Raw genomic sequence first — 19944 nt, 5'->3', positions numbered from 1 at the left:
GTCGGTTTACCTCGCGTGACTGGCGCCAACCGGGGATTCCGGCTGCAGCTTCAGGTAGACGTAAAACAGCACCAGCGTGATGACGATCAGCAACGCGGCGCCGGCGCTGGCCAGGCCCCAGTTGAGGAACGACTGCACCTGCTGAATGATGAACTCCGGCAACATCATGTTCTGCGCCCCGCCCAGCAACGCCGGGGTGACGTAGTAACCGAGCGACATCACGAACACCATCAACCCGCCGGACGCCAGACCCGGCCGGCACAGCGGCAGGAACACCCGGAAGAAGTTGGTCCAGGGGCTCGCGCCGCAGATCGAACCGGCCTGCAGGATCATCGGGTCGATGGCCTGCATGGTCGCCTGCAACGGCAGCACGATAAACGGGATCATGATGTAGCTCATGCCGATCACCACGCCGGTCAGGTTGTGCACCATTTCCAGCGGCTGATCGATGATGCCCAGCGCCATCAGCGCCTTGTTGATGACGCCCGAGGCCTGCAACAACACCAGCCAGGAATAGGTGCGGGCGAGGAGGCTGGTCCACATCGACAGCAGCACGATGTTGAGGATCCAGCGGCCCCAGCCGCGCGGCACCAGAGTGATCGCCCAGGCCAGCGGGAAGCCCAGCAGCAGGCTGAACACCGTCACCAGTCCGGCCACCGAGAAGGTGTTGAACAGCACCCGTGCGTACGCCGAGTTGGCAAACAGTTGCTCATAGTTGCCAAGGCCCGGCACCGGTTCCAGCACGCCGCGCAGCAACAAGCCAATCAGCGGGGCGAGAAAGAACAGACCGAGGAACAACAGCGCCGGCGCGAGGTTACCGGCGCCGCGCCAGCGTTGCTTGAGGGACGGGGCTGGCGCCATGACACTGGCCTTTTTTCCGGCGGCCGACCCGGTAGCGCTCGTGGCGCTCCCGGTGGCAGTGGAGGGACGGGACGCGGTGGCCGCCATTTTCATTTGACCAGCCATTCGTTCCACCGTGTCGCGATGGCCGGACCGTTCTTGGCCCAGTACGCGAAATCAAGAGTGATCTGATCCTTAGCGTAGGCAGTCGGCAGGTTCGGGGCCAGCGTCGAGTCCAGACGCTGCACGCTGTCGACGTTGACCGGGGCGTAGGCGGTCAGGTTGGAGAAGTCCGCCTGGCCTTTGGCACTGCTGGCGCTGGCCAGGAACTTCATCGCCGCGTCCTTGTTTTTCGAACCCTTTGGCACGACCAGAATGTCGGCCATGACCAGGTTCTGTTTCCAGCTCACGCCGACCGGTGCGCCATCTTCTTGCAGAGCGTGAATCCGGCCGTTCCAGAACTGGCCCATGCTCGCTTCACCGGAAGCCAGCAGTTGCTGCGACTGCGCGCCGCCGCCCCACCAGACGATGTCTTTCTTGATGGTGTCGAGTTTCTTGAAGGCGCGATCCAGGTCCAGCGGGTAGAGCTTGTCGGCCGGCACGCCGTCGGCGAGCAGAGCCAGTTCAAGCACGCCTGGGCTCGGCCATTTGTACAGGGCGCGTTTGCCGGGGAAAGTCTTGGTGTCGAACAGCGCGCTCCAGTCCTGTGGCTTGTTGGCGCCGAGTTTGCCCTCGTTATAGCCGAGGACGAAGGAGAAGAAGAACGAGCCGACGCCGTAGTCGCTGACGAAACGCGGGTCGATCTTGTCGCGCTGGATCTGTTTGAAATCGAGGGGCTCGAGCAGGCCTTCGGACGCAGCACGCAGGGCAAAATCGGCTTCGACGTCGACCACATCCCATTGCACGTTGCCGCTTTCGACCATGGCCTTGAGTTTGCCGTAGTCGGTCGGGCCGTCCTGCACGACGGTGATGCCGCTGGCCTTGCTGAACGGATCGGCCCAGGCCTGTTTCTGCGCATCCTGGGTGCTACCGCCCCAACTGACAAAGTTCACACTCTCGGCGGCCATCGCGGCCTGGCCGGTCACGCTCAGCAGTCCCGCAAGAAAGATCGCGGTTGCAGCTTTGTTCAACACCATTTTTACGCCCTCATTGTTGTGTTTTTGAGCGGGCTTGCGTTGTTGCCCGCCTGTCGGGAGCAGTAGCTGGACGGTTTTTCAGGTCGTCCGGTCTATGGAATATCATATTATGGTATTCCAAACTTTGTGCAAGCACTTTGCCTTACCGGCTATCTGGCAAACGGGATTATTCGGTGAACGGAATGCTCTCGACCACTTCCAGATCGTAGCCGGTCAAACCGGCATATTTGAGCGGCGGGCCCAGATGGCGCAGCTTGCCGACGCCCAGGTTCTGCAGAATCTGCGCCCCGGTGCCCACCTCGGAATAGATTCGCGATTGCGAACGACTGAACTGCCGTGGCGGTTGAGTCAGTTGCGGAATGCGCTCCAGCAAAGCCTGCGAAGACTCATGATTGGCCAGCACCACCACCACGCCATGCCCTTCGGCCGCGACCCGTTGCAGCGCCGCCCACAATGTCCAGTTCGTCGGCCCGCTGTATTCGGCGCCGACCAGATCCCGCAGCGGATCAATGACATGCACGCGCACCAGCGTCGGCTCTTCGCGGCGCAGCTCACCCATGACCATCGCCATGTGCACGCCGCCCTCGATACGATCTTCGAAAGTGATCAAACGGAACGTGCCATGCACCGTCGGCAGTTCCCGCTCGCCGATGCGCTCGATGGTGTGTTCGGTGCTCAGGCGATAGTGGATCAGGTCGGCGATGGTGCCGATCTTGATCCCGTGCTTGCGCGCGAAGACTTCCAGATCCGGACGGCGGGCCATAGTGCCATCGTCGTTCATCACTTCGACAATCACCGAGGCTGGCGTGAACCCGGCGAGCCGCGCCAGATCACAACCGGCCTCGGTGTGGCCGGCGCGGGTCAGCACGCCACCTTCCTTGGCCCGCAGCGGGAAGATATGACCGGGCTGCACCAGGTCTTCAGCGCGAGCGTTCGGCGCCACCGCAGCAGCCACCGTGCAAGCGCGGTCGGCTGCGGAAATCCCGGTAGTCACGCCCACCGCCGCTTCGATGGAAACCGTGAACGCGGTACTGAACACGCTGCCATTGCTCGGCACCATTTGCTCAAGTCCCAGGCGCTGACAATGATCGTCGGTCAGAGTCAGGCAAATCAGCCCTCGAGCTTCGCGGGCCATGAAACTGATTGCCTCGGGCGTACAACGATCAGCAGCCAGCAGCAAGTCGCCTTCGTTTTCCCGGTCTTCGTCATCGACCAGCAGCACCATTTTGCCGAGGCGATAATCTTCGATGATTTCTTCGATGCTGTTGAAGGCCATGCTGGACTCTCGATGTGGATGAAATTTGTGGTATACCATAATACAGAATCAGCCAAGAGGTCACTATGAAGGCGTACTGGATTGCTCACGTGGACATCACCGATCCCGATCACTACAGCCAATACACCCAGCGCGCGCCGAAGGCGTTTGCGGAGTTCGGCGCGAAGTTTCTGGCCAGAGGCGGGCGCAGCGAAGCGATGGAAGGGCGGACGACACCGCAGCGCAGCGTGGTGATCGAATTCGACAGCTACGAACAGGCCGTGGCGTGTTATCGCTCGGCGGCGTATCAGGAAGCGAAAAGTTACAGGGAGGAATGGGCTAGGGCGGAGATTGTCATCGTTGAAGGCATCGGCCACCTCTGAACTCCACGGTATTGATCGTTCCCACGCTCTGCGTGGGAATGCAGCCCTGGACGCTCCGCGTCCCTGAACCGCCGAACGCGGAGCGTCCGAACAGGCATTCCCACGCGGACGGTTCGACGCCTCGACGTGGGAACGAGCAGAAAAAGGAGGAAGGTGACTGTCAACGCATGAAATGAATCTTGCCGCTGTCGTCATTACCCATGTACATGCCATACACCCCGGCCTGGCGTTCCTCGATGTAGCGTTCGAGGATCTGCCGGATCGCCGGGTAGTAGATCTGGTCCCACGGAATGTCTTCGGGGGCGAAGAATTTGCAGGCGAGGGTTTCCGGGCCGTACTGGCCGGTGATTTCCAGCGCGAGGGCGCGGAAGATGATGTAGACCTCGCTGATCTTCGGCACGCTGAAGATCGAATACGGCGAGACGATTTCCGCACGTACGCCGCTTTCTTCCCAGACCTCGCGCAGGGCGGCCTGTTCGGTGGTTTCGCCGCTTTCCATGAAACCGGCGGGCAGGGTCCAGGTGCCGGGGCGCGGGGGAATCGCCCGTTGGCACAAGAGGTATTTGCCGTCCTGCTCGATGATGCAGCCGGCGATGATTTTCGGGTTCACATAGTGGATGTAGCCGCAGCCGCGGCACATCAGGCGCTCGTGCGTATCGCCCGGCGGTACTTGCTGACCAAGGTCAGTGCCACCGCATTTCGGGCAAAAGCTCGGGCTGAACATGTCAGTGACCTATGCGTGGTTCTTTCAGCGCTATGGGCAGGGTGATCGCCGGTGTGGCGCCGGTTTCTTCCTGTTTGCGCTTCAGGTAATCGAGGGCCACTGCCGCCGCCGCACGAACGTGATCGACGCAGGCCTGATGCGCTGCGAGTGCGTCACCGCTCTTGATCGCCTCGACCATTTTTTCCATTTCGTGATTACTGGCGCCGCGACGGTTTTCCTGGGATACCGACGTCGCCCGCAGGTAACTGATGCGCGCCTGCAACTGGCGCAACTGGGTGGCCGCCACATGGTTGCCCGAACCTTCCAGCAGCACGTCGTAGAAACCCTGCACCGAGTCGATCACCTGTTGCAGTTCGCCGTCCTTGAGCGCCTTGCGGTTCTCGTCGAGGGCTTTTTCCAGGGCCTTGATGTCCTTGGCCTTGGCACGCAGGGTGAACAGCTGGACGATCAGGCCTTCAAGCACGCAACGCAGTTCATAAATGTCGACGGCATCGGCGAGGGTGATGATCGCCACGCGCGGGCCCTTGGCGTCGGCGAATTCCACCAGGCCTTCGGATTCCAGGTGACGCAAGGCTTCACGCACCGACGTACGGCTCACGCCCAGGCGATCGCACAGATCGCGCTCCACCAGGCGATCGCCCGGCAGCAGCTGGAAGTTCATGATGGCGCTTCGCAGTTTATCCAGCACGATTTCGCGCAGGGTGACGGGGTTGCGATTGACCTTGAAGCTGTCGTCGAGTGGCAGGCGTTTCATGGGGTCCGCTCTTTAAGTTGGCTGTCCATGCCAGACGGGCATTCAAACAGCCGAGGGGTTAACTGGAGGCCTCGGCGTCGGCTTCGGCGAAGGCTTCACGGGCGAGCCGGAAACTGTCCACGGCTGCCGGGACGCCGCAATAAATACCGACCTGAAGCAGAATTTCGCGTATTTGCTCACGACTCAGGCCGTTACGCAAGGCGCCGCGCACATGCAGTTTCAGTTCGTGCGGGCGGTTGAGCGCCGAGATCATCGCCAGGTTGATCATGCTGCGCTCCTTGAGCGACAGACCGTCGCGTCCCCAGACGTGGCCCCAGCAGTATTCGGTGACCATTTCCTGCAGCGGACGGGTGAAGTCGTCGGCGCTCTCGATCGAGCGCTGCACATAGGCTTCGCCCAGCACCTGTGTGCGGATCTTCAGGCCCTTTTCATACTTCTCGTTGTTCATCATTACCTCTCACACCACCATTCCCTGTGGGAGCGAGCTTGCTCGCGATAGCGTCAGCACCTGCAACATTGATTTCGACTGACACTACGCCTTCGCGAGCAAGCTCGCTCCCACAGGGTTTCGCGTTATTTTCTCAAGCCAAGGTCGGCAACGCGCCGAGCTTGCCCTTGTGATAAATCATCGGCGTCACCGGTTGCTCCGGCAGGATCAGGTTCTTCACCGCGCCGACGATGATCGCGTGGTCGCCACCATCGTATTCGCGCCATAGTTCGCACTCGATGATCGCCGTGGCCTTGGCGAGGATCGGGTTACCCAGCTCGCTCAAATGCCACTCGATGCCGTTGGCCTTGTCCTTGCCTTTGCCGGCGAAAGCATAGGCCTCGGCCGTCTGGTCAGCGGACAGCAAATGAATCGCAAAACGCTTGCTGTCGCGCAGCACCGGGTAGGTATCGGAGGCGTAGTTGGGGCAGAACAGCACCAGCGCCGGATCAATCGACAGCGCACTGAAGGCGCTGGCGGTGATGCCGACGATGCCGCCGTCCGGGTCGAGGGTGGTGACCACCGTGACCCCGGACGGAAACGAGCTCATGACGTCTTTGTAAATGCCGGGTTCGATCATGTCGCAGGACTCCTAACGCATCACAAACGGATCAGGCATCGGTGCCTGGGAGAGGTTGATCCACACCGTTTTCAGTTCGGTGTAGGCCAGCACCGAATCGATGCCGCTTTCGCGTCCATAGCCACTGTTCTTGAAGCCGCCGATCGGTGCCATTGCCGACACCGCGCGGTAGGTATTGACCCAGATGATTCCTGAGCGCACGTCCCGGGCCAGACGGTGGGCGCGGCCCAGATCGCGAGTCCAGATACCGGCGGCGAGGCCGAACTGCGAGTCGTTGGCAATCGCCAGCGCTTCGGCTTCGTCCTTGAAGCGGATCACCGAGGCCACCGGGCCGAAGACTTCTTCCTGCATGATCTTCATCGAGTTGCGGTCGCACTCGAACAGCGTCGGCTCGTAGAACCAGCCATCGCCCACGCCACTCGGACGCTTGCCGCCCAGACGCAGACGCGCGCCTTCAGCGATGGCGTCGGCCACCAGACCTTCCACCACGGCCAGTTGCTGCGCGGTGGCCATCGGGCCCATTTCGCTGCTGTCGTCCTGCGGGTTGCCGATGCGGATGCGCTGGGCGCGCTCCGCCAGCCGGCTGACGAATTCGTCGTAGATTTCATCCTGCACCAGCAGTCGCGAACCGGAGACGCAGCTCTGCCCGGACGCCGCGTAGATCCCGGCGATGGCGCCGTTGATCGCGCTGTCGAGATCGGCGTCGGCGAAGATGATGTTCGGCGACTTGCCGCCCAGCTCCAGCGACAGCTTGGCGAAGTTTTCGGCGCTGCTGCGCACCACATGCCGGGCCGTGGCCGCGCCGCCGGTGAAGGCGATTTTGCGGATCAACGGATGACGGGTGAGGGCGGCGCCCGTGCTCGGGCCGTAACCGGTGACGACGTTGACCACACCCGGCGGAATCCCGGCCTCGAGGGCCAGACGTGCCAGCTCCAGAATGGTCGCCGAGGCATGTTCGGACGGTTTGATCACAATCGTGTTGCCCGCTGCCAGCGCCGGCGCCAGTTTGATCGCGGTCAGATAAAGCGGGCTGTTCCACGGAATGATCGCGGCAACCACGCCCATGGCTTCGTGCACGGTGTAGGCGAACAGATCGGGCTTATCCAGCGGCAGGGTGCCGCCCTCGAGCTTGTCCGCAAGGCCGGCGGTGTAGTGGAAGAACTCCGGCAGATAACCGACCTGTCCCCGGGTTTCGCGGATCAGCTTGCCGTTGTCGCGGCTTTCCAGCTGCGCCAGTTGTTCCTTGTTCTCGGCGATCAGATCACCGAGACGGCGCAGCAGTTTGCCGCGCGCGGTGGCGGTCAAATCACGCCATGCCGGGCTGTCGAAAGCGGTCTGTGCCGCTTGCACGGCGCGTTCGACATCGGCCTCATCGGCGTCGGGCAGTTCGGCCCAGGGCTCGGCGAGCGCCGGGTTGAGGCTTTCGAAAGTCTTGCCGGAGAGGGCGTCGACCCATTCTCCGCCGATGCACATCTGGAAGCGTGCGAGCGTCATGCAACGATCCCCTTTATATGGTTTTGTCGGGCGTGTGCGGTGTCGAGAAATTCCAGCAGCGTCTGGTTCACCAGCCGTGGCGACTCTACCGGCATCATATGCCGTTGCTCCGGCAGCACGGCAACCTTCGCGCCGGGAATGCGCGCGGCCAGTTGCTCGGCCATTTCCGGGGTCGATCCGGGATCCAGTTCGCCGGTGGCGATCAGCGTCGGCGCCTGAATGCTGCCCAGGTCGTCGGCGCGGTACATGTCCTGGGTGGCGAACAGTTCGTAGGTCGTCAGATAGCCTTGCGGATCATTGCCAGCAAGGGTCTGGCGAATCGCGGCGATCTGCGCCGGGTTGGCCGCCTGATATTCGCGGCTGAACCAGCGCGACAGCGCCGCTTCGGCATTCGCGTCCGGCCCGTGCTTGGCGGCTTGCGCGGTACGGGCGATGACGCCGGCGCGTTGCTCTTCGCTGCGGTTGAATACGCTATTGAGCACCACCAGGCTTTTCAGGCGTTCGGGGTAATGCAGGGCAAACGCCCGCGCCACCAGACCGCCCATGGAAAAGCCGATCACCGACGCCTCGGGCAATTGCAGGTGGTCAAGCAGCTCCAGCAACTGATCGGCATAGCCGAGCAGGGCAGTGCCGCTGGCCGGTCGCGGGCTGGCACCATGGCCGAGCATGTCGTAGGCGATCACCCGGTATTGCGTGGCCAGGCCAACGATCTGGCCGCCCCACATTTCTTTATTCAGACCCACGCCGTGGATCAACACCACGGGTTGGCCTTGGCCGGTCGCCAGATAACTGGTGCCGGCCGGGGTGAGTTCAGCGGTGAGCCGAATCATGGAGCGCTCCTGCAATGCCTTTTTTATTGTGATTACTGGGCTTTTTCGGCGGCCAGTTCTTCCAGATCGATGTAACGGTTGCCGATGCGCGGGTGCAGGCGACCACCGTCGGCGCAACCGAGCACCACGACAATTTCGTCGGCGCGCGGGGCGTCTTCGATCTGCATTTCCAGAGTGATGTAGTGCGAGCGCAGGCCTTCGTCGTCCTTGTGCATCATCGGGATCTGGATCGAAGTGCCCGGACCGCCACGCTTGTTGGTGAAGCTCAGATAACTCTTGGCCTTGACCGCTTCGCGGTAGTGATTGCCGAAGCGCAGGGTGTGGATCACCGCCGACGCGTGCTCGATTTCACCATCGGCGCCGACCACAGCCGCTTTGCCGTAAGCCTCGATCTTCTCGGCACCGCCGATGATGCCCACCAGACGCTCGACCATCATCGCGCCGAGGTCGGAGCAATTGGCGCGGATCTGCGGCTTGAGGTCTTCGACAAAGCCATTGCCGACCCACGGGTTCTTCATGACGACGGCCAGGCCGACCATGGTCACCGGGGTGTCGGACGCCTTGCCGCCTTCGATGAAGGTCTCTTCGACATAGCTGACGATCTTGCGAATTTCGAAACTCATGAGCTGCTCCGTAGGGGATAAAGAGTGTCTGTGCGTCTGATGGTATACCATAATACCGATCGTGCAAGTCCCTCTCGCAAGAATCCCTGCCATCAGTCGGACGAATGCCCGCGCATTCAGCTGCTGCTGTAGTCCCTTTCGGTTAACAAAAGATAACGTTGCGCCGATTGTCAGACGTTTCGAATGCCCGATAGGATGAGCCAGCTTCCGAAGGGGCTCTGGATGGCGGGTTTCAGGACTATGCTTGTGACCAGGCAGTCACCGTGAGCACCCTTGCGGCGCCCTTTAAGGTCCATGACCAACAATAATAAACAGGGGAAGGTCTATGAGTCGTTGCCGCCCGCCGGCGTTACGCAACACCGCGTTGCTGGCCACAGCACTCTCTCTGCTGGGCTTTGCCACCTTGTCGGCGCCTGTCCTGGCGGCCGAAGCACCAGCCGACGTGGTCTATTCCACCGAATCGGCCAAGGCCTCGAAAAGCCTGATGCTCGATGTCGTTCACGCCGGAACCCGGCTGGTGGCGGTCGGGGATCGCGGGCACATTCTCTATTCCGACGATCAGGGCAAGACCTGGACCCAGGCCAAAGTGCCGAGCCGCCAGTTGCTGACCGCCGTGTATTTCGTCGATGACAAGCATGGCTGGGCCGTCGGCCACGACGCACAGATCCTTGCCAGCGAAGACGGCGGCCTGACCTGGACCAAACAGTTCGAAGACCTCAAACGCGAATCACCGCTGCTCGACGTCTGGTTCAAGGACATCAACAGTGGCCTGGCCGTGGGTGCCTACGGCGCGCTGCTGGAAACCACCGACGGCGGCAAGCACTGGGAAGACGTCAGCGATCGCCTCGACAACGAAGACCAGTTCCACCTCAACGCCATCGGCGCCGTAAAAGACGCCGGCCTGTTCATCGTGGGCGAGTCGGGCAGCATGTTCCGCTCCGCCGACTGGGGCCAGACCTGGGAAAAACTCGAAGGCCCGTACGAAGGTTCGCTGTTCGGCGTGATCGGCACGGCGCAACCGCAAACCCTGCTGGCCTACGGTCTGCGCGGCAATCTTTACCGGTCCACCGATTTCGGCAGCACTTGGGAGCAGGTTGAACTGAAAGCCGCGCGCGGTTCGCTGGAGTTCGGCCTGTCCGGCGCCACACTGCTCGACGACGGCTCCATCGTCATCGTCGGCAACGGCGGCTCGGTGGTCAGCAGCAGTGACAACGGCGAAACCTTCAGCGTGTTCAACCGTCCGGATCGCATCTCGCTGTCGTCGGTCACCGCCGCCGGCAACGGCAATCTGATCCTGAGCGGGCAGGGTGGCGTTCGGGTGACGACCGCGAACGGCGCCGAGCTGGGCAAATGAGCCGAATCAATAATAAGAAGGCGGGGCTATGACTTCCTTGAGCACTCATCATCAGGACAAGGCGACGTTTCTCGAGCGCCTGATCTTCAACAACCGCCCGGCAGTGATCGTGATCTGCCTGCTGGTCAGCATTTTCCTGTTCTGGCAGGCCACGCTGATCCGCCCGTCCACCAGTTTCGAAAAGATGATCCCGCTCAAGCATCCGTTCATTGAAAAGATGATGGAGCATCGCAACGATCTGGCGAACCTGGGCAACACCGTGCGCATTTCGGTGGAAGCGAAGGATGGCGACATCTTCTCCAAGGAGTACATGGAGACCCTGCGTCAGATCAACGACGAGGTGTTCTACATCTCCGGCGTCGACCGTTCAGGTCTGAAGTCGCTGTGGAGCTCGAGCGTGCGCTGGACCGAAGTGACCGAGGAAGGTTTTGCCGGCGGCGAAGTGATCCCGCAAAGCTACAACGGCTCCCAGGACAGCCTCGATCTGCTGCGCAACAACGTACTCAAGTCCGGCCAGGTCGGGCGTCTGGTGGCCAACGACTTCAAGTCGAGCATCGTCGACATCCCGCTGCTGGAGTCCTACCCGGACCCGCAGGACCAGGGCAAGCTGCTGGCGCTGGACTATCGCCAGTTCTCCCATGAGCTCGAAGACAAGATCCGCAACAAGTTCGAAGCGCAGAACCCCAACGTCAAGATTCACATCGTCGGCTTCGCCAAGAAGGTCGGTGACCTGATCGATGGTCTGGTGATGGTGGTGATGTTCTTCGGCATCGCCTTCGTCATCACCCTGATCCTGCTGCTGTGGTTCACCAACTGCCTGCGCAGCACCGTGGCAGTATTGAGCACCACGCTGGTGGCGGTGATCTGGCAACTGGGGCTGATGCACTTCTTCGGGTTCGGCCTCGACCCTTATTCGATGCTGGTACCGTTCCTGATCTTCGCCATCGGCATTTCCCACGGCGTGCAGAAAATCAACGGTATCGCCCTGCAATCCGGTGAGGCCGATAACGCGTTGACGGCGGCACGGCGGACCTTCCGTCAGCTGTTCCTGCCGGGGATGATCGCGATTCTGGCGGACGCGGTCGGCTTCATTACGCTGCTGATCATCGACATCGGCGTGATTCGCGAACTGGCCATCGGTGCGTCCATCGGTGTGGCGGTGATCGTGTTCACCAACCTGATCCTGCTGCCGGTGGCGATTTCCTATGTCGGCATCAGCAAGCGCGCCATTGCCAAGAGCAAGAAGGATGCGCACCGCGAACATCCGTTCTGGCGCCTGCTGTCGAACTTCGCCAACCCTAAAGTCGCCCCGATTTCCATCGCCCTGGCGCTGGTCGCCTTCGGTGGCGGTCTCTGGTACAGCCAGAACCTGAAGATCGGCGACCTCGACCAGGGCGCGCCGGAGCTTCGTCCGGATTCGCGCTACAACAAGGACAACAACTTCATCATCAGCAACTACTCCACCAGTTCCGACGTGCTGGTGGTGATGGTCAAGACCAAGTCCGAAGGCTGCTCGCGCTATGAAGCCATGGCGCCGATCGACGAGCTGATGTGGAAGATGCAGAACACCGAGGGCGTGCAGTCGGCGATCTCGCTGGTGACGGTATCCAAGCAGATGATCAAGGGCATGAACGAGGGCAACCTGAAATGGGAAACCCTGTCGCGCAACCCGGACGTGCTGAACAACTCCATCGCCCGGGCCGACGGCCTGTACAACAACAGTTGCTCGCTGGCGCCGGTGCTGGTGTTCCTCAACGATCACAAGGCTGAAACCCTGGATCGCGCGGTGCATGCGGTGCAGGAGTTCGCCAAGGAAAACAACAAGGAAGGCCTGGAGTTCATCCTCGCCGCCGGTAACGCCGGGATCGAAGCGGCCACCAACGAGGTGATCAAGAAGTCCGAGCTGACCATCCTGATCCTGGTGTACATCTGCGTGGCGGTCATGTGCATGATCACCTTCCGCTCCTGGGCCGCGACCTTGTGCATTGTGCTGCCGCTGGTGCTGACCTCGGTGCTGGGCAACGCGCTGATGGCGTTCATGGGCATCGGCGTCAAGGTAGCGACACTGCCGGTGGTGGCGCTGGGTGTGGGAATCGGCGTGGACTATGGCATTTACATCTACAGCCGTCTGGAGAGCTTCCTGCGTGCCGGCCTGCCTTTGCAGGAAGCCTATTACCAGACCTTGAAATCCACCGGTAAAGCGGTGCTGTTCACCGGTCTGTGCCTGGCCATCGGCGTCTGCACCTGGATCTTCTCGGCGATCAAGTTCCAGGCTGACATGGGCCTGATGCTGACCTTCATGCTGCTGTGGAACATGTTCGGTGCGCTGTGGCTGCTGCCAGCACTGGCGAAGTTCCTGATCAAGCCGGAGAAGCTGGCGGGGCAGAAGGGTAATTCCCTGTTTGCTCACTGATCGGCGAGCCTGAAACGAAAAAGCCGCAACCCTGGGGTTGCGGCTTTTTTATGTCGCGAAGTTCACGATTAACCCTGTGGGAGCTGGTTATCCAGCTCCCACAGGGTTTAGTTGTGTTCAGGAGAGTTCGGTGCCGAGCACAACGCTCAAGGCACTCCGTGCATCGTCCAGTTGCACCAGCGTCGCATGCCGCGCGCCTAACGCATCCCGGTTCTCGATCGCCGTCAGAATCGCCTTGTGCCGAGGCAACGCCAGTTCATGCAGATTCGGTCGCTGGTTCGAATGCTTCAACGCCTCGGCAATCGCCACCGACAGCATGTTGCACAGGTTCGCCAACAAATCGTTGTGAGTCGCGTCGGCAATCCGGCTGTGAAAATCCAGATCCGGTTGCAGCAAGGCTTCCGGGCTCGGCGCGGCTTCCATGCGCTGGTAAGCCTCGGCAATCGATGCGATATCGGCATCGGTGGCGTGCTGGGCGGCGAGGGCGGCGGCGGCCGGTTCGATGATGCTGCGCACGCTGGTCAGGACATTGAAGAACTCGTTCTGCGGGCTGCTTTGCATCAGCCAGTGCAGCACGTCCGGGTCGAGCATGTGCCATTCGCGGCGTGGCTTGACCACCGTGCCGACCCGTGGTTTCGAATACACCAGGCCCTTGGCGACCAGCACTCGCGTGGCTTCGCGCAACACCGGCCGGCTGACCGCGTATTCCTCGCAGAGCAAGGCTTCGGCGGGCAGCTTGTCGCAGGGCAGAAAGCGTCCGGAAACAATCTGCATGCCCAGTTCCTGGACGATGCGCGAGTGCATGCTTTTACGGTCGGAAGGTTTGCGGTAATCCATGGGGAGCGGCGCGATCCTGAGCGATGGAGATGCCGCGCATCATAGCAGGCACGGCGTAATCTGGACCTACGCAATGATCGTTCCCACGCTCTGCGTGGGAATGCCTAAAGGGACGCTCCGCGTTCCAGCTCTCGAATGGGACGCAGAGCGTCCCGGGCTGCATTCCCACGCGGAGCATGGGAACGATCAGTGGGGAAGGTCAGTGGGAGTGACGCGGGACCTCGGCCCCTCGGCAACCTACCAGGAAGTCGAAATCGCAACCTTGATCCGCCTGCAGCACATGGTCGATATACAACTGACGATACCCACCCACCAACAGCTGTTGCGGTGGTTGCAGATCCGCCATGCGCGCCGCCAGTTCGGCGTCGGGAATGTCCAAGTGCAAACGCCCGCTGGCGCAGTCCAGCTCGATCCAGTCGCCTTCCTTCACCGCCGCCAGAGGCCCGCCTGCCGCCGCTTCCGGGGCGACGTGCAACACAACCGTGCCGTAAGCGGTGCCGCTCATCCGCGCGTCGGAGATGCGCACCATGTCGGTCACGCCCTGTGCCAGCAGTTTGGCCGGCAAGCCCATGTTGCCGACTTCGGCCATGCCCGGATAACCCTTCGGCCCGCAGTTTTTCATCACCAGAATCGAGTTCGCATCGACGTCCAGTTCCGGGTCGTTGATTCGCGCCTTGTACATGTCGAAGTTCTCGAACACGACGGCGCGACCACGGTGCTGCATCAGTTCCGGCGTGGCGGCTGACGGCTTGAGCACTGCGCCCAGTGGCGCCAGGTTGCCGCGCAATACACAGATTCCGCCGTCGGCGCGGATCGGATTGTCGAGGGTGCGGATCACTTGGTCTTCGCCGTAGATCGGCGCGTCCTTGGTGTTCTCGCCGATGGATTTGCCGTTGACGGTCAGCGCGTTCGGATTGGGAATCAGATTGGCCTCGCCGAGGCGGCGCAGTACGGCTGGCAAGCCGCCCGCATAGTAGAACTCTTCCATTAGGAAGCGCCCGGACGGTTGCAGGTCGACGATGGTTGGCATGCCGCGACCGATACGGGTCCAGTCGTCCAGATCCAGCTCGACGCCGATGCGTCCGGCGATGGCTTTGAGGTGGATTACCGCGTTGGTCGAACCGCCAATCGCCGCGTTGACCCGGATCGCGTTTTCGAAGGCTTCCTTGGTCAGGATCTTCGACAGTTTCAGGTCTTCACGAACCATCTCCACCGCACGCATGCCGGACATGTGCGCCAACACATAACGCCGCGCATCCACCGCCGGAATCGCCGCGTTGTGCGGCAGCGACGTGCCCAGTGCTTCGGCCATGCAGGCCATGGTCGACGCGGTGCCCATGGTGTTGCAGGTGCCAGCCGAACGGGACATGCCGCCTTCGGCCGCGAGGAAATCGTCAATCGTGATGGTGCCGGCCTTGACCTGCTCGCTGAGCTGCCAGACCACGGTGCCGGAGCCGATGTCCTTGCCCTTGTGCTTGCCGTTGAGCATCGGCCCGCCGGTGACGACGATCGCCGGCACGTCGCAACTGGCCGCGCCCATCAGCAGCGCCGGGGTGGTCTTGTCGCAACCGGTCAGCAGCACTACGCCGTCAATCGGGTTGCCGCGAATCGCTTCCTCGACGTCCATGCTCGCCAGGTTGCGGGTGAGCATGGCGGTCGGGCGCAGGTTCGATTCACCGTTGGAAAACACCGGGAATTCCACCGGGAAGCCGCCGACCTCGATCACACCGCGCTTGACGTGCTCCGCGATCTGGCGGAAGTGCGCGTTGCACGGGGTCAGCTCCGACCAGGTGTTACAGATGCCGATGATCGGCTTGCCGTGGAACTGATGGTCGGCGATGCCCTGATTCTTCATCCAGCTGCGGTACATGAAGCCGTTTTTGTCGGCCGTGCCAAACCATTGGGCGGAGCGCAGGGTGGGTTTCTTATCAGACATGATCGATTCTCTTATTGTAAGACTATTGTTTGCGAGCTTTGGCTAAACATAAGCTCAAAATCGACGGTTTGGAAGTGTTGTTGCGTAATTAGTATTACTATATAGTCGTTTTCGACGGAGGGATGGCCCTGGCGGCTTTGCGTGAGAGGCGTCCCCCGAGGTTCCATAAAAACAACAATCGGAGACCGATCTCATGAGCCAGGAACTGCGGCTTGTCCGGCGCATCACACTGAAACTGATTCCCTTCCTGATCCTGCTGTACCTGATCGCCTATGTGGATCGCTCCGCTGTCGGCTTCGCCAAGCTGCACATGGGCGCCGACGTGGGTATCGGCGATGCCGCTTACGGCCTCGGTGCCGGGCTGTTCTTCATCGGCTACTTCCTGTTAGAGATTCCCAGCAACCTGATGCTCGAACGCTTTGGTGCGCGGCGCTGGTTCGCGCGGATCATGATCACCTGGGGCGCAATCACCATCGGCATGGCGTTCGTCCAGGGCCCGCACAGTTTCTACGTCATGCGCTTTCTGCTCGGCGCGGCGGAGGCGGGGTTCTTTCCCGGCGTTCTGTACTACATCACCCAATGGTTCCCGGTGCGTCATCGCGGCAAGATCCTCGGGCTGTTCATCCTTTCCCAACCCATCGCGATGATGATCACCGGCCCCGTGTCCGGCGGTCTGCTGGGCATGGACGGCATCCTCGGCCTGCACGGCTGGCAGTGGCTGTTCATCGTCATCGGCACCCCGGCGATCCTGCTGACCTGGCCGGTATTGCGCTGGCTGCCGGACGGCCCGCAGCAAGTGAAATGGATGGATCAGGCCGAGAAAGACTGGCTGACCGGCGAGCTGAAAAGAGACCTGCAGGAATACGGCCAGACCCGTCACGGCAATCCGTTGCACGCGCTCAAGGACAAACGCGTATTGCTGCTGGCGCTGTTCTACCTGCCGGTGACCCTGAGCATTTACGGCCTGGGCCTGTGGCTGCCGACCCTGATCAAACAGTTTGGCGGCAGCGATCTGGTGACCGGTTTCGTGTCATCGGTGCCGTACATCTTCGGGATCATCGGCCTGCTGATCATTCCGCGCAGTTCCGACCGTTTGAATGACCGTTACGGTCATCTGGCGGTGCTCTATGTACTGGGCGCGATCGGCCTGTTCCTCAGCGCCTGGCTGTCGTTGCCGGTGGCGCAACTGGCGGCGTTGTGTCTGGTGGCGTTCTCGCTGTTTTCCTGCACGGCGGTGTTCTGGACTTTGCCGGGTCGCTTCTTCGCCGGTGCCAGTGCGGCGGCCGGGATTGCGTTGATCAACTCGGTGGGCAACCTCGGCGGCTATATCGGTCCGTTCGTGATCGGCGCGCTGAAGGAATACACCGGCAACCTCGCTTCGGGCCTGTACTTCCTGTCCGGGGTGATGGTGTGCGGGCTGGTTCTGACGGGCGTCGTCTATCGCTTGCTGGAGCGCAAACATGTGCTGCCGGTCGAGCAGTTTGCAGCGAGTGCCCGAGGCGCCACCCGAACCTGAATGACTATCACCGACCCTGTGGGAGCGAGCTTGCTCCGGGCGGCGATCCGACGAAGTGTTCGGCACATTCAACATTTGTGGTGACTGATGCACCGCCTTCGCGAGCAAGCTCGCTCCCACGGGGATCGGCGGTGTTTTTGAGGGAATAGGAGAGGATTTATGCATCTGGTTCAATTCGAATTGAGTAGCGGCGAGCGCCGTGTCGGGGTGGTCGAAAACGGTCTGGTGCGTGAAGTGCAGGATGCGCGCACCGTTCGTGATCTGGCCCTGGCCGCGATCGAGGCCGGCAGCACCCTCGCGCAGCAAGTGCAAACCCTGGGGCTGGGCACCCGCCACGATTACGCGCAGTTACTGAAAGAGCTGCGCATCCTGCCGCCGCTGGACCACCCGGACCCGGCGCACCTGCTGGTCAGTGGCACCGGCCTCACGCACCTCGGCAGCGCGTCGGCCCGGGACAAGATGCACCAGCAGGTCGGCGACGACGCGGCGATGACCGACACCATGCGCATCTTCAAGTGGGGCGTGGAGGGCGGCAAACCGGCGGCGGGGCAGGCAGGCGTGCAGCCTGAGTGGTTCTACAAGGGCGACGGCAGCATTGTCGTGCGTCCCGGTCAGCCATTCCCGCTGCCGCCGTTTGCCGAAGACGCCGGTGAGGAACCGGAAATGGCCGGTCTCTACATCATCGGCCACGACGGCAAGCCGTATCGCCTCGGTTTTGCGGTGGGCAACGAATTCTCCGATCACGTCATGGAGCGCAAGAATTACCTGTACCTGGCCCATTCGAAGCTGCGCAGTTGCAGCTATGGTCCGGAGCTGCGCGTGGGTGAGTTGCCGCAACACCTGGCCGGCACCAGCCGCATCCTGCGTGACGGCCAAGTGCTGTGGCAGAACGAATTCCTCAGCGGCGAGGCCAACATGTGCCACAGCCTGGCGAACCTCGAATATCACCACTTCAAGTACAGCCAGTTCCTGCGTCCCGGTGATGTGCACATTCACTTCTTCGGCACGGCGACCCTGTCGTTTGCCGACGGCATCCGCACCCAGCCGGGCGATGTGTTCGAGATCAGCCAGGCTGAATTCGGCGCACCGCTGGTCAACGGCATCGCTCCGGTCGCAGCGGTATTCGAACCGGACAGCATCGGCACCCTTTAAGGAGATCCCATGACTCAGATTCTCGGTCACAACTACATCGGCGGCCGTCGCAGTGCGGCAGGCAACGTCAAGCTGCAAAGCGTCGACGCCACCACGGGCGAGGCACTGCCTCACGACTTCATTCAGGCCACGGAAGCCGAAGTGGACGCCGCCGCCAAGGCCGCTGCGGCGGCCTATCCGGCGTATCGCAGCCTCAGCGCTGAACGCCGCGCGCAGTTTCTCGATGCGATTGCCGATGAGCTGGATGCGCTGGGCGATGATTTCGTCGACGTGGTCTGCCGCGAAACTGCATTGCCTGCCGGGCGCATCCAAGGTGAAAGAGGGCGCACCAGCGGCCAGATGCGACTGTTCGCCAAAGTCCTGCGACGCGGTGATTTCTATGGTGCGCGCATCGACTTGCCGTTGCCGGATCGTCAGCCGCTACCGCGTCCGGATCTGCGCCAGTACCGCATCGGCCTGGGGCCGGTGGCGGTGTTCGGCGCGAGCAACTTTCCACTGGCATTCTCCACTGCCGGCGGCGACACCGCGTCGGCGCTGGCGGCCGGTTGCCCCGTGGTGTTCAAGGCCCACAGCGGCCACATGGCCACCGCTGAACTTGTGGCCGACGCGCTGATCCGTGCAGCAGAAAAAACCGCGATGCCGGCTGGCGTGTTCAACATGATCTACGGTGGCGGCGTCGGTGAATGGCTGGTCAAGCATCCGGCCATTCAGGCTGTGGGTTTCACCGGTTCGCTGCGAGGCGGAAGGGCGCTGTGTGACATGGCCGCCGCACGGCCTCAGCCGATCCCGGTGTTCGCCGAGATGTCGAGCATCAACCCGGTGATCGTGCTGCCCCAGGCGCTGGCCGTGCGTTCGGAAACCGTCGCCCGCGATCTGACCGCGTCGGTGGTGCAGGGCTGCGGCCAGTTCTGTACCAACCCGGGTCTGGTGATCGGTATTCGCTCGCCGCAGTTCAGCGCGTTTGTTGAGCAGGTGGCGGCGCTGATCGGTGATCAACCGGCGCAAACCATGCTCAATGCCGGCACCCTTGGCAGCTACGGCAAGGGCCTGGAAAAACTCTTGGCGCACACCGGTATCGAGCATCTGGCGGGCAATCCGCAGCAAGGCAATCAGGCGCAGCCGCAGTTGTTCAAGGCGGACGTCAGCCTGCTGATCGATGGCGATGAAGTGCTGCAGGAAGAAGTGTTCGGGCCGACCACGGTGATTGTCGAAGTGGCCGACAAGGCGCAGCTGAGCGCGGCATTGCAGGGCCTGCACGGACAGCTCACGGCGACAATCATCGGCGAGCAGACGGATTTCGAGCGCTTCCCGGAGCTGACGCCGTTGTTGGAACAGAAGGTCGGGCGGATCCTGCTCAACGGTTATCCGACCGGTGTCGAAGTCTGTGATTCGATGGTCCACGGCGGGCCGTATCCGGCGACCTCCGATGCCCGTGGCACCTCGGTGGGCACTTTGGCGATCGATCGTTTCCTGCGTCCGGTGTGCTTCCAGAACTACCCCGACAGCCTGCTGCCGGAACCGCTGAAAAACGCCAACCCGCTGCGCATTCAGCGGCTGGTCGACGGCAAGCCATCGCGCGAAGCCCTCTAAGCCACCCCGAGATCCCTGTGGGAGCGAGCTTGCTCGCGAA

Annotated in this window: 18 protein-coding genes; 6 read left to right on the top strand and 12 right to left on the bottom strand. The window is 61.9% G+C overall.

Annotated elements, in window-relative coordinates; translation table 11 throughout:
* Nucleotides 1-6: 6 nt before the first annotated feature.
* From CAF73_RS19995 to ribBA, 3 genes are all read right to left on the bottom strand, one after another.
* A complete protein-coding gene (locus tag CAF73_RS19995; protein WP_085703581.1) occupies nucleotides 7-954 on the bottom strand; it encodes an ABC transporter permease in 948 nt (315 codons plus the stop codon).
* The gene (locus tag CAF73_RS19990) at nucleotides 951-1976 is read right to left on the bottom strand and encodes an ABC transporter substrate-binding protein (protein WP_085703580.1); all 1026 of its coding nucleotides are present in this window, start codon (nucleotides 1974-1976) and stop codon (nucleotides 951-953) included. Before CAF73_RS19990 ends, CAF73_RS19995 begins: the two co-directional genes overlap by 4 nt.
* A 166-nt stretch (nucleotides 1977-2142) precedes the next feature.
* Nucleotides 2143-3252 (bottom strand): bifunctional 3,4-dihydroxy-2-butanone-4-phosphate synthase/GTP cyclohydrolase II, encoded by a 1110-nt coding sequence (gene ribBA / locus CAF73_RS19985; RefSeq protein ID WP_064380429.1) that lies wholly within the window; start codon nucleotides 3250-3252, stop codon nucleotides 2143-2145.
* 65 nt (nucleotides 3253-3317) lie between these two features.
* Here ribBA and CAF73_RS19980 point away from each other — a divergent pair, with 65 nt between their 5' ends.
* Nucleotides 3318-3614 carry a DUF1330 domain-containing protein gene (locus tag CAF73_RS19980; protein WP_085698308.1) on the top strand — a complete coding sequence of 99 codons (297 nt, stop codon included), beginning with the start codon at nucleotides 3318-3320 and terminating at the stop codon, nucleotides 3612-3614.
* A 160-nt stretch (nucleotides 3615-3774) separates the two neighbouring features.
* Here the strand turns inward: CAF73_RS19980 and CAF73_RS19975 are convergent, their stop codons facing one another.
* From CAF73_RS19975 to CAF73_RS19945, 7 genes are all read right to left on the bottom strand, one after another.
* Nucleotides 3775-4338 (bottom strand): NUDIX hydrolase, encoded by a 564-nt coding sequence (locus CAF73_RS19975; protein WP_085698309.1) that lies wholly within the window; start codon nucleotides 4336-4338, stop codon nucleotides 3775-3777.
* A 1-nt stretch (nucleotide 4339) separates the two neighbouring features.
* Nucleotides 4340-5092 (bottom strand): GntR family transcriptional regulator, encoded by a 753-nt coding sequence (locus CAF73_RS19970; protein WP_085690311.1) that lies wholly within the window; start codon nucleotides 5090-5092, stop codon nucleotides 4340-4342.
* A 58-nt stretch (nucleotides 5093-5150) separates the two neighbouring features.
* Nucleotides 5151-5540 (bottom strand): carboxymuconolactone decarboxylase family protein, encoded by a 390-nt coding sequence (locus tag CAF73_RS19965; RefSeq protein ID WP_085703660.1) that lies wholly within the window; start codon nucleotides 5538-5540, stop codon nucleotides 5151-5153.
* Between the two features lie 133 nt (nucleotides 5541-5673).
* Nucleotides 5674-6159, bottom strand: coding sequence for a flavin reductase family protein (locus CAF73_RS19960; protein ID WP_064380424.1), 486 nt, complete (start codon nucleotides 6157-6159; stop codon nucleotides 5674-5676).
* Between the two features lie 12 nt (nucleotides 6160-6171).
* Nucleotides 6172-7653, bottom strand: coding sequence for an aldehyde dehydrogenase (locus tag CAF73_RS19955; protein WP_085703579.1), 1482 nt, complete (start codon nucleotides 7651-7653; stop codon nucleotides 6172-6174).
* The gene (locus CAF73_RS19950) at nucleotides 7650-8483 is read right to left on the bottom strand and encodes an alpha/beta fold hydrolase (protein WP_085698311.1); all 834 of its coding nucleotides are present in this window, start codon (nucleotides 8481-8483) and stop codon (nucleotides 7650-7652) included. Before CAF73_RS19950 ends, CAF73_RS19955 begins: the two co-directional genes overlap by 4 nt.
* A gap of 32 nt (nucleotides 8484-8515) precedes the next feature.
* Complete coding sequence (locus CAF73_RS19945; RefSeq protein ID WP_007957412.1) at nucleotides 8516-9106, bottom strand: amino acid synthesis family protein; 591 nt, start codon at nucleotides 9104-9106, stop codon at nucleotides 8516-8518.
* Nucleotides 9107-9431: 325 nt separating this feature from the next.
* Here CAF73_RS19945 and CAF73_RS19940 point away from each other — a divergent pair, with 325 nt between their 5' ends.
* On the top strand, nucleotides 9432-10460 hold the full coding sequence (locus CAF73_RS19940) for a YCF48-related protein (RefSeq protein ID WP_085703578.1): 1029 nt from the start codon (nucleotides 9432-9434) through the stop codon (nucleotides 10458-10460).
* Between the two features lie 28 nt (nucleotides 10461-10488).
* Nucleotides 10489-12873: an RND family transporter gene (locus CAF73_RS19935; protein WP_085703577.1), complete on the top strand. Its 2385-nt coding sequence runs from the start codon at nucleotides 10489-10491 to the stop codon at nucleotides 12871-12873.
* Between the two features lie 117 nt (nucleotides 12874-12990).
* On the opposite strand, the gene CAF73_RS19930 is transcribed toward CAF73_RS19935, so the two are convergent.
* A complete protein-coding gene (locus tag CAF73_RS19930; protein WP_085698314.1) occupies nucleotides 12991-13710 on the bottom strand; it encodes a FadR/GntR family transcriptional regulator in 720 nt (239 codons plus the stop codon).
* 199 nt (nucleotides 13711-13909) lie between these two features.
* Nucleotides 13910-15646, bottom strand: coding sequence for an IlvD/Edd family dehydratase (locus CAF73_RS19920; RefSeq protein ID WP_085703576.1), 1737 nt, complete (start codon nucleotides 15644-15646; stop codon nucleotides 13910-13912).
* Nucleotides 15647-15839: 193 nt separating this feature from the next.
* On the opposite strand from CAF73_RS19920, the gene CAF73_RS19915 reads away from it, so the two are divergent.
* From CAF73_RS19915 to CAF73_RS19905, 3 genes are all read left to right on the top strand, one after another.
* Nucleotides 15840-17162 carry an MFS transporter gene (locus CAF73_RS19915; protein WP_085703575.1) on the top strand — a complete coding sequence of 441 codons (1323 nt, stop codon included), beginning with the start codon at nucleotides 15840-15842 and terminating at the stop codon, nucleotides 17160-17162.
* A 159-nt stretch (nucleotides 17163-17321) separates the two neighbouring features.
* Nucleotides 17322-18314: an AraD1 family protein gene (gene araD1, locus CAF73_RS19910; RefSeq protein ID WP_085703574.1), complete on the top strand. Its 993-nt coding sequence runs from the start codon at nucleotides 17322-17324 to the stop codon at nucleotides 18312-18314.
* A 9-nt stretch (nucleotides 18315-18323) separates the two neighbouring features.
* Entirely contained in the window at nucleotides 18324-19904 is a 1581-nt protein-coding gene (locus tag CAF73_RS19905) for an aldehyde dehydrogenase (NADP(+)) (protein ID WP_085703573.1), read from the top strand.
* The last annotated feature ends 40 nt before the right edge of the window (nucleotides 19905-19944 follow it).

It is taken from the genome of Pseudomonas sp. B15(2017) (assembly GCF_002113215.1).
Taxonomy (GTDB): domain Bacteria; phylum Pseudomonadota; class Gammaproteobacteria; order Pseudomonadales; family Pseudomonadaceae; genus Aquipseudomonas.
This window is presented reverse-complemented; position numbering and strand designations above follow the sequence as displayed.